Source organism: Pontibacterium sinense (genome assembly GCF_015209595.1).
Classification (GTDB): domain Bacteria; phylum Pseudomonadota; class Gammaproteobacteria; order Pseudomonadales; family Balneatricaceae; genus Pontibacterium; species Pontibacterium sinense.
In genome coordinates this window covers 29,158-43,227 of sequence record NZ_JADEYS010000022.1, presented here as the reverse complement: position 1 = coordinate 43,227, position 14,070 = coordinate 29,158, and the positions used below count along the sequence as shown (strand labels likewise).

The following is a 14,070-nucleotide window of genomic DNA, read 5'->3' as shown; positions in this document are numbered from 1 at the left end:
TTAGTGGCGACCCGAGGAGCCGAAGCCGCCTTCACCGCGGTGGCTGTCAGAAAATTCGTCGACAACTTCAAATTCGGCCTGTACCACAGGTACCAGTACCAGCTGGGCGATCCGTTCGCCCGGTTTTACTTCAAAGGTGGTCTGCCCCCGGTTCCAGCAGGAGACAAACAGTTGTCCCTGGTAGTCGGAATCGATCAGCCCCACCAGATTACCCAGCACAATGCCGTGCTTATGGCCCAGGCCTGAACGTGGCAGAATCATCGCGCAGAGGCCGGGATCTTCAATGTGGATCGACAGACCGGTTGGAATCAGTTCGGTCTGCCCCGGTTCCAGTGTCAGGGTGCTATCGAGGCAGGCACGCAGATCCAGACCCGCTGAACCCGGTGTCGCATACTCGGGCAGTGGAAATTCGTTGCCGATGCGCGGGTCGAGCAGTTTGACTTGTAGCTTTTTCATCATCGTTCTTCAGCGTGGCGTTCGTTATCGTGTCAGGTGGTAGGACTGAGCGATTTTTTCGATCAACTGACCGGCGAGCTGACGTTTGGACGCCTGTGGCAGTTCCTGTTCAGACCCGGAGGTCACGACAGTAACGGCATTCTCGTCGCTGTTGAATCCGATATCGCTGCGGGACACATCGTTGGCGATAATCATATCCAGATGCTTGCGCTCCAGTTTGCCACGTGCGTAACTCAGTACATCCTGAGTTTCTGCGGCGAAACCAACCGTATAGGGTTTGTGGTCATGAGTCGCAACGGTCGCAACGATATCCGGGTTTTTCACCAGATGTAGCTCCATGATCTCTTCGCTGCCTTTTTTGATCTTATGCTCAGAGATGGCTGTCGGGCGGTAGTCGGCGACGGCGGCGGCGGCGATAAAAATATCACACTGCTCCAGTCCCGACAGGGAGGCGGTCAGCATATCGTCCGCAGACTGTACTGACACACGTTCGATCCGTTCAGGCGCAGGCAGGTTGACCGGTCCGCTGATCAGCTTGACCGTCGCCCCGGCGTCTTGTGCAGCTTCTGCTAATGCATAACCCATCTTGCCGGAGCTGTGGTTGGAGATATAGCGTACCGGATCAAGAGGCTCGCGGGTTGGACCGGCGGTGATGAAGACGGTTTTGCCCGTCAGCAGGCCGCGGTCAAAACATGCGGCTGTCCGTTCCGCCAGCTCGAGGGGTTCCATCATCCGCCCGGGACCGGTGTCACCGCAGGCTTGTTCGCCGCTGGCAGGGCCAAACAGGCTGACACCACGCTCTTCCAGTTTACGTGCATTTTCCTGCGTGGTGCTATCGCGCCACATCGCCTGATTCATCGCCGGTGCCAGACAGATCGGTGCATCGGTCGCCAGACATAAAGTGGTCAGCAGGTCGTTGCCGTGGCCACTGGTCATGCGCGCCATAAAATCGGCACTCGCCGGGGCGATCAGAATCAGGTCTGCCCACTTCGCCAGTTCAATATGGCCCATACCCGCTTCAGCTTCGGTATCCAGCAGGTGCAGGTGCACCGGATTGCCGGACAAGGCTTGTAACGTTAGTGGGGTAATAAACTCGGTCGCGGCGGGGGTCATCACCACCCGAACGTCGGCACCTGCACCCTTGAGTATTCGGGTCAGCTCAGCGCTTTTATAGGCGGCAATACCGCCGGTAATACCTAAGACAATTTGTCGGTTAGTAAGTCTCTGCATACCGTGCAACCGTGATCAACTTTGAATTCTGTAAAGAGCGTGTAAGATACCACTTCAGCTTTAGGTTGCGTAGAGCAGGATGCTCATTATTACGTTTCTGACTGTATTGGTGCGGCTTACGTTGCCCCGGATCATCCGAGCCGATATCAGTCTCCATCAACACCATGACAAGGAAGTGACTATGGCGATCTGTGACTGGCCGGAAGGTGAGCGGCCGCGCGAAAAACTACTTAATCTTGGGGCACATGCCCTGTCTGATGCTGAACTTCTGGCGATTTTCCTGCGTACCGGCGTGACCGGTAAAAGTGCTGTCGATCTGGCGCGAGACTTGTTAACGACCTTTGGTGGGTTGCGTCCGTTGCTGGAAAGCTCTGCCGACGAGTTTTGTGCGGCACATGGTCTGGGTCCCGCTAAATATGTGCAGCTGCAAGCTGTACTGGAGATGGGGCAGCGTCACCTGGCAGCCACTTTAGAGCGGGAGTCTGCACTGGAAAGCCCGGCGGCCGTACGTACTTATCTGTCATCCCGTCTGCGGCATGAACCCCGAGAAGTGTTTGCCTGTCTGTTTCTGGATAACCGTCATCGGGTGATCAAATTTGAGTCTCTGTTTTTTGGCACCATTGACGCCGCATCCGTATATCCCCGAGAAGTTGTACGACGGGCGCTGGAACACAATGCCGCCGCCGTGATTCTTGCTCACAACCATCCCTCAGGTGTGGCGGAGCCCAGCCGGGCAGACAAGCAGATTACTGATCGCTTGGTGCAAGCGCTGGGGCTGGTGGATATCCGGGTGTTGGATCATATGGTGGTGGGAGATGCAGAAGTGGTGTCATTTGCCGAAAGGGGGCTGATCTAGGGCGCTCGATCCCGATGTCCGAGCAATGACGGTGGGTTGATGATGTAAAGTTTGGTTAAAGCAGATTCACTTTAGTGGCTGCTGTTATATAACTATGCTGAACAACGTACTGATCTCTTTCTTTTATCCGACGCCTCAACGGACGCCACCATGAAAAAACTGCTGCAAAAACCCATTATTCTGCTGATTGTGTTGGCGCTGGGCGTTGGTCTGACTGTAATGATGGTCAAAAGTAAACCCGCTGTGCAGCACAACAGTACCGCGATGGTGCCGCGGACGGTGGACGTGATTCGTGTGCAGTCGCTGCCGTTCCGTAACCGGGTCAGTGCGTATGGCAATGTGGAACCGGCGATCTCCCTGCAAGGCAAGGCCGAGCTGAATGGCAAAATCACTTATCTACACCCGGATCTGCGACAGGGTAACAGTATTGCTGCCGGGACGGTGGTTGCCCGGATCGATGCGGATGATTTCTTAGTCTCTCTGAAGCAGAGTGAAGCGGATTTGCAGAGCAATGAGTCAACGCTGCTCCAGTTGAAAGAGGAGCAGAAAACCACCCGCCGTGCGCTGAAGCTGGCGAAGGATAATCTGCGGGTCGGTGAAAAGGAGTTGGCGCGTATTCAGGATATCTGGAAAAAACGGCTGATCGCACGTTCGACGCTGGATGCCGAGGAGCAGAAAGTGATCCAGCTGCGTCAGTCCGTGAGCGATCTGCAGGGGCAGTTGAATACTTATGCCAGCCGATTGTCATCAGAAACGGCGAAAATCAGTCGCGCCCGCGAGCAGGTAAAAGGTCAGAAAACCACTTTGGGCCGTACCGAGATTTTGATGCCGTTTGATGCCCGAGTGGGGGAGGTGCCGGTGGAAGCGGGAGAGTTTGTCACGGCGGGCACCGTGCTGTTTGAAGCACTCAATCTGGATGGGGTCGAGATTAACGCCCAAGTACCGGTGCGGCAGATGCGTGGTTTAGTGCAGCCGTTGCAAAATCGTCAGCTGGATTTGACGGTGGATAACTTAGCCAGTGCGCTGGACGCGTTGCAACTAAAAGCCCGCGTAACCTTAGTCGGCGATCAGGCCAATGCTCAGTGGGATGCGGAGGTACTGCGTTTCACGGAGTCGATTGATCCACAGCGTCGTACCTTGGGGATTGTGGTGGCTGTGGATAAACCCTATGCCAAAGTGATTCCGGGTAAGCGCCCACCGTTGTTGAAAGGGATGTTTACACACGTAGAGATCTCTACGCCTGCGAATGATGCGCTGGTGATTCCTTATAAAGCTTTGCATCAGGGGCGGGTTTATCTGGTAGATGCCGATGGCAAACTGGAAATACGGCCGGTTGAAGTGCTGCTGTTGCAGGGTGAGATGGCGGTGATCGACAAAGGCCTGAGCGCGGGTGACCAACTGATCGTCAATGACCTGATTCCGGTGATCCCCGGTATGCCTCTGAAGGCACGTATCGATAGTGTATTGGAAACCGATTTGCGCAGTGCTGCCAGCGGTGTGGTGGCCAGCCAGCCGGGAGTCGTTGCCGAATGATTCGTTACTTCGCAGCGCATCCTACCGCCGCCAACATCTTGATGATGGTGATTCTGTTGCTGGGTGCCGTGGCTTTACCCACGTTAAACAAAGAGACCTTTCCCGAAGTTAAGCAAAATAAGGTGCAGGTATCGGTGCCTTATCCCGGCGCGAGCCCGTCTGAAGTTGAGGAGGGGATTTGTAATCGCCTTGAAGATGCCACCGATGGCATCAGTTTCCTTGCCGAACAAGCCTGCGAGGCACGTGATGGTCAAGGTACGCTCACGCTGGAGATGCAGGAATCCGGCGACATAAAACAGTTCCTGGATGATGTGAACGCGGCGGTTGATGGTATTACCGAGTTTCCCAGCAACGTAGAGAAGGCCGTTGTCAAAGAACTGGGACGTACCGAGGCGGTGTTGAGTGTGGCGATTACCGCTGAGCTGACACAACCGGAACTCAAAGCGCTGGCGGAATATTATCGTAATCGGTTGCTGGCGTTACCCCAGGTGCCGATTGTGACTGTCACCGGTTTTTCCGATCACGAACTCAGTGTGTTACTGAAGCCTGATGTGCTGCGCCAGTACAACCTCAGTGTGCAGGATGTGGCGGATCTGATCAGCGCACAGGCACTGGATCTTCCCGCGGGGGTGCTGGATGCCCGCGCGGGTTCTTATCAGGTACGTTTCGAAAACGAACGCCGCACGATCCGTGAGCTGCAGGATCTGATCATCCTCAACAGTGAAAAAGGTGGTCAGGTCCGTTTAGGCGACATCGCCACTATTGAAGATAACTTTGCGGATGAAGAGAAGCGTACGGAGCTGAATGGATTACCCGCCGCGTTGATTCTGGTGAGTAAAAATACCACCGACGATACGCTGACCGTTTTTAATGCGGTGAAAACCTTTGTTGAGCAGGAAAACGCCCGGTTGCCGGATGGCACTCAGCTGGTGATTACACAAGATGCGGCATCCATTGTGAAAGACCGTCTGAATTTGCTGTTGAGTAATGGCTGGCAAGGTCTGCTGCTAGCTACTTTTGCACTGTTCCTATTCTTTGTCTGGCGTTACACCTTCTGGGTGGCGATGGGATTGCCGATCTCTTTCCTCGGTGGTCTGGTGGTGATGAGCACTTTTGGCATCAGCATCAACATGATCTCGATGGTTGCTCTGCTGATGGCGATCGGGATTTTGATGGATGACGCGATTGTGCTTTCTGAGAGCATCGAAAGCGAGTTCCGCAAAGGGAAGGACGCGCTTAATGCGGCAATTGATGGGGTGAAAAAAGTTGCACGGGGTGTGTTCTCTTCGTTTGTCACCTCCGCGATCCTGTTTGGCAGCCTGCTGTTTTTGAAAGGAGATATGGGCCAAATACTGGGTGTGTTGCCCGTTGTATTATTGGCGGTATTAACAGTGAGTTTGGTGGAAGCGTTTCTGATCCTGCCGCATCACCTTAAACATTCGCTGGAGCATCAGAAAAACGATCAAAAGTCCCGCTGGAGAGTGAAGTTTGAGACGGGATTTGATCACCTGCGCGAGCGGGTTGGGCGTTTAGCCGATCTGGCGATCCGCTATCGTTATCTGGTGGTGGGGCTGGCAATTGTGGCATTTGTTTTCTCAATCGGATTACTGGCTGCGGGTGTGGTGAAGTTTAAGGGTTTCCCGGATATCGAAGGAAACCGGTTGGAAGCGCGGGTATTGATGCCTCAAGGCACGCCGTTTGTGCGTACTGAAGCGGTTGTCAGTGACTTGCTCAACAGTCTGGATCGCTCTCTGGCGCAATTGCCGCCGGAATCTGAAGGGACGCTGGTGAAGAATGTACAAGTGTCCTTCAGTCAGAATGCGGATGCCAACGAAGAGGGTGGTCATCTGGCCACCATCAGTCTGGATCTGTTGGATGCAGAAAAACGTCTAACGTCGCTGGTGGCGTTAAAACGTTTGTGGCGTGAAACAACACCGGAAGTGGTTGATGCTGTCTCGATTCAGTTTAAAGAACCCCAGTTTGGCCCCGCCGGTCAGGCGATCTCTATCCGTCTGCAGGGCGATGATCTGGAGCAGTTGTCCAAGGCGAGCTGGGAGCTGCAGCACTGGTTAAACGGGTATGATGGTGTGTCTAACATCATGGATGATCTGCGGCCGGGTAAACCGCAGCTTAACGTACGTTTGTTACCCGGTGCACTGGACTCAGGCGTGGATGCGCGCACGGTATCAAACCAGCTGCGGGCTGCCTATCAGGGAGTAAAGGTCAGCGATATCTATCAGGGACGTGAAGCCTATGAGGTGACGGTTAAGTTGGACAGCGCGCCGGATCAGGCGTTGGCAGACTTTGAAAACCTGACCGTATTTAATAAGTCGGGCATGGATATCCCGCTGACAGCAGTGGCATCGATACATGAAGAACGCGAGTTCTCCCGTATTCAGCGAATTAACCATCAGCGCACTGTGACCATCTCTGGGGATGTGGATTCTGAAATCGCCAATACCAGCGAGATTATCGGTGATACCCGCACCCGCTTCCTGAGCGAACTGCAACAACGTTATCCGGAACTCAGCTTCAGCCTTGAGGGCGAAGTGAAAAACAATCAGGAGACCAGTGGTTCGGTCCTGACCGGGTTTGTGATGGGTATCGCAGGTGTATTTCTGTTGCTTAGCCTGCAGTTCCGCAATTACAAAGAGCCGTTGATTGTGCTGATGAATATTCCGCTGGCACTGATTGGTGTGATCTGGGGGCATCTGCTGATGGGGTTGAACCTGAGTCTGCCGAGTATGATTGGCTTTGTGTCGCTGGCCGGTGTGGTAGTCAACGATTCAATCCTGCTGGTGGAGTTTGTGAAGATTCGTTCGAAAGAGGGGTTAAGTCTGCACGATGCCGCAGGTCAGGCAGTGCGGGACCGTTTTCGGGCTATTTTCCTCACCTCAGTGACAACCGTGGCGGGTATGTTGCCGCTGCTGTCTGAGACCAGCTTGCAGGCGCAGGTGTTAGTGCCGCTGGTGGCCAGCGTGGTCTTTGGCATGATCACCTCAACGTTGCTGCTGTTGCTGGTGTTACCGTCGGCTTACGCGATTATGGAAGACTTTGGCTTTACTGAGATCGACGAATCGGAAACAGACGAGGCGTCCTCTTCCAATCCGCCGGACGGGGCGGGTGTTACGGTTGCCTGATGTATAGGTGCTTTCCGAGCAAATCAGTTCAGGAACAGGCTGCTGGCCAGGTCATTGATCCGTGGTTGCAGCTGTTCCAGGCGGCGATATTCTGCTCGTAGGGTGGCAAACTCGATACTCAGGGTGTCTGTCTCTATCTGTGCCAATGACTCGGGTGTTGCGGTCCCCAGTGTTCTGATCAGTTGTTTACTGATACGCAGCAGTTCGGTGCCCTGCCAATGCTGAGCCTTGTATGCCGGGGTATTCTGGTGAGCCAGTACACGACTCATTGCATCGGGCAGTTGCCATTCATTACAAAGTGCTTCGGCCACGGTGCAGTAGTCAAAACCGCACGTCTCAATCAGGGCTTCACTTACGCTAAGGGAATCGTCCGCTGAACTTAGTAGGAGAGCGGCCTGTGTTTCCTGTGGCATGCTGTCCGCGAGCCAGAGCAGTCCCAGATTGTGTAGCAGTCCAAGGGTGCGCATGGTTTGTGAACAGAGCGGAGACGGCATCCCATCTTCAGGCGTCAGGCCAAACGCCGCTTCTGCGATCAGCATGGAATCCTGCCAGTAGCGCACGGGCTGAAAGGCGGGGCAGCGGTGAGGATCAAAGGGCGCAGAGACAACTAATGCGATGCTGGTACTGCGCACCACATTAAACCCCAGTCGTGTGCAGGCATCCATCACCGAGGTGACCTCAACGGATGAGCCTGACCAGGCGGAGTTCGCCAGCGCGATAAGGCGCATGCTGATACTTGGAAACTGCTCAATCACGGATGCGAGCTGCTCAAACGGAATATTATCGTCCGACAGTTGTTTCATCAGTGAGGTCGCTCCGGTTGCGAGTACCGGGATACGAAGTCTCTGGCCGTTTAAGGTCAGGGTATCAGTCATGCAGTTTAGTGTCCTTCATGCCACAGGCTTGGCTGTGGAGGTGTCCGGGTAGAGGGATTGATCTGTCGCCGGAAGCTCTAGTGCTGGAACCGGTCGGCAGAAATAATAGCCTTGCACCAGGTCGCATCCTACGCCGTGCAGAATGCGGGCCTGATCCAGTGTTTCAACCCCTTCAGCGATGACTTTGGCACCAAACGCATGCGCGGCACCGACAATCGTGCCCAACAATATAGCTGCTTCTGGCTTATCTGCCAGCGGGGCGATAAAGGAACGGTCAATTTTGATGGTGTCGATATCCAGATCTTGCAACAACGTGAGTGAGGAATATCCGGTCCCAAAATCATCCACCGCCACATGGACACCCATTTGACGCAGCGCAGTGGCATTTGCCTGACCGGCCTTGGTCTGCAGAATGCGAGTTTCAGTGATCTCAAGTTCGAGATACTCGGGTGGCAGTCCTGATGCTTCTAACGCCTGGTTTACGGTGGTTAACAGCTGCTCATCCTCGAAGTGCAGTGGTGAGATGTTAACCGCAATGGTGAAGCGCTCCTTGCTAGTCTCGTGCCAGCGAACCGTCTGCGCAAGCGCAGTCTTGAGTACCCATTCCCCCAGTGCATCAATGATGCGCAGGCGTTCAGCTGTCTCAATAAACTGCTGCGGCATGATCAGGCCTTTTTCCGGATGGCGCCAGCGTACCAGAGCTTCCACGCCCTTTAAGGTGCCGCTGTTCAAGCAAATTTGAGGCTGATAATGCAGCTCCAATTCATTGTTGGTGATGGCCTGACGCAGATCCTGTTCCAATTGCAGGCGTTCCATGGCCTCCGCAGTCATATGGGGTTGGTAACATGCGTAACGATGCTTCCCGGCATTCTTCGCCGAATACATCGCGCTATCGGCGGCTTTCATTAAACTGTTGCTGTCGCTACCGTCATCGGGAAAGTAGGCGATACCTATACTGGCTCTGGGTGTTAGTGTGCGTGTGCCGAGGATGACAGGTTTACTGATCTCGTTGAGTACGCGCTGGGCGGTGCTGGTTGCCGAGTAATTGTCTGACAAGTCATTGATCAGGATGCAAAATTCATCACCGCCAAGGCGTGCGGCAAAATCGGAGGAGCGCAGCTGTTGCTTGAGTCGTGCTGCCACCTCTTGCAACAGCTGATCTCCGGCGTCGTGACCTAAGCTGTCGTTTACATCTTTAAAGCCATCCAGATCGATATAAAAGATCGCCAGCGGACTTTGACGGCGTGCTGCCTGACTGATTTCGCGGTTTAGCTGTTCCAAAAAATGGGAGCGGTTGGCCAGATCGGTCAGTGAATCAAAGTAGGCCAGCTTTTGTATCCGTTCCTCGTTTTCCATCTTACTGGTGACATCGCGAGCAACGGCAAAGATCAATTGGTCATCCGGTGATGCGGTTCCCCGCCAGCTTAACCAGCGATAGTCACCCTTATGAGTGCGATACCGGTTACGAAAATCGGTGACTTGTTCACCGCGTCGAAGGTGCACCATTTCTGCATTGGAGCGTTGCAGGTCATCTGGATGAATCAATTCACGCAAGGGGGTTGTTAACAGGTAATCCTGTTCGAACTTAAGCGTTTCACTCCATGCCGGATTGATCTGTTTAAAGAAGCCATCAAAGCCAATGACGCAGAACATATCCACTGACATATCAAAGAAGGCGTTCACTTCACTTTCGGCAAAGCGCAGTTTTTCATGGGTAGACTGCCAGCGTAGCAGTAGATCTTCCAGCAGACGGATGGCGCCGATGGCAAGCGTGAGACCCAACAATAGAATCAAAATAGGGGCGATATAGCGATCGGTCCAGTGCAGTGGTTCACGACGTTCAGCGATCAATTGCCAGTTTCTGCCCGCAATATCAAAGTTGACCGATGCTCTGTTACTGGTGTTTACCCCGCTGATTGGTGTCCTGCCGTTGGGGAAGCTGCTGTACAGAAGATCCATCTTCGTCAAATTCGATGTGGCCGCACCGGTTTCTTTCCCGGAATCATGCAGGCAGAAGTACAGCTGGCTTTGTGTGTCTGCATCAAAAATATGCTGTAAGGCATAGGCGATGGTCAGGCCTACCGGGATAAACCCGATATGGGCATCTCGGCGTTCACGGGTGTTCAGTGTCGGGATACCAGCAGTGTACACCGGGTTGAGTAAAAGAACGCCTTTTAAACCGGATGCTTTATCCTGTGAGAGTGTCAGCGGTGCGGATAGAATCGGTTGCCCGCTGTCGCGCGCCTGTTCTGCGGCGGCCCGGCGAAGTTTATGCGCCCAGAGGTCAAAACCGTAAACGTTGTCATTGCCTTCACGAGGCTCCACCAGTACCGCAGGGAAGTATTGGGCCCGCTTGCCCTCGGGATTGAGCTGAAATGCCGGGTATCCCTGATGCTCACGTTCCGCATCGTTTATCAATCGGCGCTGTAGCATAGGCAGGTCATCAGCAGATATACGAGGAGCGTACGCGATCGCGCGCACTGCTGGAAACTGGGTGAAGAAATCGGCGCTGTTGAGATAATCCCGAAATTGCGCAGCGCTTAGTGCGGGGTGAGTGGATGCAAAGCCTCGTACGCCATCTATTGCGATGAACAGACGCTGCATTTGTGATTCGATGCGATTGGCAAGTGCATCTGTTTGCTTTTCAAATTCCCGAGAGTGTTCGGCTTCCTGGTTGCTGTAGACGAAATGAGCCGTCCAGACCGCGACCGTGAGAAACAGAGTCAGAATAGAGAGTTGTCGCAAATATTTCGGGATAGGCATACAGCTGTACTTCCGGCTGTCCAACAATAGAAATTGGTGTGTGAGGATGCCTCTTATCCTATATGTAGGAGGGCTGCGATCCTGACCGCCAGTTTAGCTCAGATTGGGGGCTGTACGCACGTGACAAAATTGTGCATGCGGGGTAGCTGAAGTTGTCGCAATGTAAGGCCTGTGGTCAAAGCGGTGAAGCGACTTAGGGGCGTTAGGCATACAGCGCGGGCATCGTTGGTGAATGACCTGCAAGCATGCATCATCACGTGTTATAAAGTCGCTGTTTATGCTGGAGTTAGTGAATGATTAATGTATAATACGCGACCTCTTATCGCACTCTGGTATGGTATTCTGTCTCGGTATAGGACGCTCCGCCTGAGAAGCAACATAATGAGCCTGAGAGTGCAGGCGTTGAACGTTGTTTCGATAATCATAATGATAAGTAGTATATCTAACTGTATTTAAAAGGGTTTTTAGCAATGGCTAAAGTTTGCATGGTCACTGGCAAGCGTCCAGTAACCGGGAACAACGTTTCCCACTCACAGCGTAAGACTCGTCGTCGTTTCCTGCCGAACCTGCACTGGCACCGTTTTTGGGTAGAAAACGAAAACAAATTCGTACGCCTGCGTGTATCTTCTAAAGGTATGCGTATCATCGATAAGAAAGGTATCGATGTAGTTCTGGCTGAAGTTCGTGCTAACGGTATCAAGGTTTAAGGAGCTGCATCATGGCTAAAGGCGCTACTGATAAAATCAAACTGGTTTCTTCTGCTGGTACTGGTCACTTCTACACCACTCAGAAGAACAAGCGTAACACTCCGGACAAGTTCGAATTTAAAAAATACGACCCGGTTGTTCGCAAACACGTGATCTACAAAGAAGCTAAAATCAAATAAGATTTTTCCTTCTCAGAAAACCCGGCCTTGGCCGGGTTTTTTTATGTCTAAAAAAAGCCAATTGGTATAAGTCGTGGGTATGTTTACCAAAGGGATGCTTAATTGAGGGTGATAAATCAAATGTCGGAGTGCGGGAGGCGAGGAGGGGTTGTGCTTCGTGCTGATCGTCGGGCACATAAAAAGGAGTGGAAATAATACCACCCCTCTTTAAATCAGTAACTGCGGCGAATTACTTCGCTTTTTTCAGCAATTTCTGCAGTTTTTTCAGCTTACCTTCGTGCTTAGCGATTTTAGCCTGGCGTGCCTTGATATCTTTCTTGATTGCTTTGACTTTGATCTTCGCCATCGGTCAGTGCTCCTTAGAGTGAGTTTTGTCTCGGATACCTCTGACACTTAAGGTTTTCAGGCCTCAGTGTCAGATTCAGTATTATTTTCTGCTACAAACTTGCGAATAAATCGACGGATCTCGCGGGCCGCGCTGGTATCCAGTTCTTCGCATAAAGAGACAAAGCTATCTCGCTCCTGATCATTAATCCGGATGACGAGCTGACTGTTCTTCTTTTTCTTTGCTTTCTTGTTCCCACTCATGTGTTTGGTCTCGGGCCTGTCCAGTGGCTGAAGAATATAGCAAATACAGCTGATACCCAACGCGTATTGTTTGTATATTGAATGTATATACATATTAGAATATATCTGTTTGGTCTGGGTCAAACGATTCAATTAATCTTCATAAAACTGTCACAATTGAGTGCAATTAAAGCAACGTGATGATGCGGCCTGCTTGACGAGACTGTGATGCTGAGCTGAATTATCAGGATGCGTATTTATGATGTAATCTGATGTAAGTGCAGGAACGGAGCGGGAGTTATGGAGCTGGGACGGAAGCTAAAAGTATATTATTTCACGGCAGTGTTCAGTGTGATGTTCTCGCTGTTGGGCTTCAGTTACAACGCGTGGCGGCTGGAGGCGACGGAAGATAACAGCAATATCCGTATGGCCGCATTTTCTGTGTTGAACACGCTGTCTGAGCTGGAGCAGCTGGTATACGCAGCACATTACGACCATGATGAAGTGGAAGGTAACCCTCGCAAAGGTTGGATCAAGGTGGGGTTAATTTCTGATCTGAGCAGTTTGATTGGTCCCAAGGTGGGTGAAAAGGCTGAAGGTCTGCGTTTATCCTGGGGGGAAAACTGGGAGCGGCTGGGTCAGGATAATGATTCGTCTGATCAAATCGTCGCTGAAATCGATGAAGTTCGGTTACAGATAAAGATGGTGATAAAGGATCTGAAATAACGTTCAATGACTACCCTTGCAGCTTTGTTGGCTGTTGGGTTGGAGTCGAATAATCAAATGGAGGGAAAGTTGATGTATCTGAAAAAACTGTGTGTATCCGCGTTAACTGTCATGATCTGCAGTGTGCCACTGGTTGCGCAGGCTGAAAACCACGGTCATAAGGCTGAAACCCCCTCTTTTCGAACGACTCAGGTGAGTGATCAGATTCTGTTGCTGCAAGGTAAAGGTGGCAATATTGCTCTGCTTAAGGGTGAGCAGGGGATGCTGATGGTAGACGATGATTATAAAAGTCTGTCGCCTGCGCTAACCCGCGAAGTGGCCAAGCACGGTGGGTTGGAGAAGTTAACTTATGTGGTGAATACCCACTGGCACGGGGATCATACACAGGGTAACCTGGCACTGGGCGAGCATGCGCAAATTGTCGCGCATGATAACGTACGTGTTCGTTTGCTGACGAAGCAGGAGATCCGCCTGTTTAACATGGTGTCGGAGCCTTATCCAGAGGCAGCGGTCCCTTCGCTGACCTACGATAGCACTCTGACGCTGCACATGAATGGCGAGACCGTTAAATTGGTGCATTATGCTGGTGGGCATACCGACGGAGACTCTGTCGTCTTTTTTACGAACGCCAATGTGGTACATACGGGTGATCATTTCTTCAATGGCTTCTTTCCGTTTGTGGATGTCGACAGCGGCGGTAATGTGTTGAAGATGGCTCAGAATATCGAAGCTTTGCTGGCTGAACTCGATGATGAAACTAAGATCATTCCGGGGCATGGACCGTTAGCGACCAAAGCCGATATGAAAGCGTTTCACGCGATGCTGGTGGGGACGGCGGCGGAGGTGCAAGCTATGAAAGATCAGGGTATGAACCTGGGGCAGATTCAATTGAAGGGCTTGAGCGATCGCTGGGATGAGTGGGCCGATGGTTTCCTGTCGAGCCGTGTTTGGATCGGCATCGTCTACGCCAGTCTGTAATTACCTTTCTTGCCGGATGAGAGTTGTCCGGCCTGCTGTCACGTGGGTTGGGCCTCAACT

The 14,070-nt window shown here is 52.4% G+C and carries 12 protein-coding genes; 7 read left to right on the top strand and 5 right to left on the bottom strand.

Annotated elements, in window-relative coordinates:
* A complete protein-coding gene (gene dut / locus IOQ59_RS17790) occupies positions 1-456 on the bottom strand; it encodes a dUTP diphosphatase (RefSeq protein ID WP_193954810.1) in 456 nt (151 codons plus the stop codon).
* Positions 457-480: 24 nt separating this feature from the next.
* On the bottom strand, positions 481-1,686 hold the full coding sequence (coaBC, locus tag IOQ59_RS17785; protein ID WP_193954809.1) for a bifunctional phosphopantothenoylcysteine decarboxylase/phosphopantothenate--cysteine ligase CoaBC: 1,206 nt from the start codon (positions 1,684-1,686) through the stop codon (positions 481-483).
* 181 nt (positions 1,687-1,867) lie between these two features.
* Here coaBC and radC point away from each other — a divergent pair, with 181 nt between their 5' ends.
* The 3 genes from radC to IOQ59_RS17770 all read left to right on the top strand — a co-directional run bounded on the left by radC (position 1,868) and on the right by IOQ59_RS17770 (position 7,215).
* Positions 1,868-2,542, top strand: coding sequence for a RadC family protein (radC, locus tag IOQ59_RS17780; RefSeq protein WP_193954852.1), 675 nt, complete (start codon positions 1,868-1,870; stop codon positions 2,540-2,542).
* Between the two features lie 150 nt (positions 2,543-2,692).
* Positions 2,693-4,075: an efflux RND transporter periplasmic adaptor subunit gene (locus tag IOQ59_RS17775; RefSeq protein WP_193954808.1), complete on the top strand. Its 1,383-nt coding sequence runs from the start codon at positions 2,693-2,695 to the stop codon at positions 4,073-4,075.
* Positions 4,072-7,215: an efflux RND transporter permease subunit gene (locus IOQ59_RS17770; protein ID WP_193954807.1), complete on the top strand. Its 3,144-nt coding sequence runs from the start codon at positions 4,072-4,074 to the stop codon at positions 7,213-7,215. The genes IOQ59_RS17775 and IOQ59_RS17770 overlap by 4 nt, the downstream gene beginning before the upstream one ends.
* Positions 7,216-7,238: 23 nt before the next feature.
* Here IOQ59_RS17770 and IOQ59_RS17765 read toward each other — a convergent pair whose 3' ends face one another.
* Positions 7,239-8,090: an HDOD domain-containing protein gene (locus IOQ59_RS17765; RefSeq protein ID WP_193954806.1), complete on the bottom strand. Its 852-nt coding sequence runs from the start codon at positions 8,088-8,090 to the stop codon at positions 7,239-7,241.
* A gap of 15 nt (positions 8,091-8,105) precedes the next feature.
* Complete coding sequence (locus tag IOQ59_RS17760) at positions 8,106-10,853, bottom strand: bifunctional diguanylate cyclase/phosphodiesterase (protein WP_193954805.1); 2,748 nt, start codon at positions 10,851-10,853, stop codon at positions 8,106-8,108.
* A gap of 470 nt (positions 10,854-11,323) precedes the next feature.
* Here IOQ59_RS17760 and rpmB point away from each other — a divergent pair, with 470 nt between their 5' ends.
* Entirely contained in the window at positions 11,324-11,560 is a 237-nt protein-coding gene (rpmB, locus tag IOQ59_RS17755) for a 50S ribosomal protein L28 (protein WP_193954804.1), read from the top strand.
* Positions 11,561-11,571: 11 nt separating this feature from the next.
* Positions 11,572-11,739, top strand: coding sequence for a 50S ribosomal protein L33 (gene rpmG / locus IOQ59_RS17750; protein ID WP_193954803.1), 168 nt, complete (start codon positions 11,572-11,574; stop codon positions 11,737-11,739).
* A 402-nt stretch (positions 11,740-12,141) separates the two neighbouring features.
* On the opposite strand, the gene IOQ59_RS17745 is transcribed toward rpmG, so the two are convergent.
* The gene (locus IOQ59_RS17745) at positions 12,142-12,327 is read right to left on the bottom strand and encodes a hypothetical protein (RefSeq protein WP_193954802.1); all 186 of its coding nucleotides are present in this window, start codon (positions 12,325-12,327) and stop codon (positions 12,142-12,144) included.
* A gap of 279 nt (positions 12,328-12,606) precedes the next feature.
* Here IOQ59_RS17745 and IOQ59_RS17740 point away from each other — a divergent pair, with 279 nt between their 5' ends.
* A complete protein-coding gene (locus IOQ59_RS17740; RefSeq protein ID WP_193954801.1) occupies positions 12,607-13,032 on the top strand; it encodes a hypothetical protein in 426 nt (141 codons plus the stop codon).
* Between the two features lie 72 nt (positions 13,033-13,104).
* Positions 13,105-14,010 (top strand): MBL fold metallo-hydrolase, encoded by a 906-nt coding sequence (locus IOQ59_RS17735; protein ID WP_228050994.1) that lies wholly within the window; start codon positions 13,105-13,107, stop codon positions 14,008-14,010.
* Positions 14,011-14,070 lie beyond the last annotated feature (60 nt).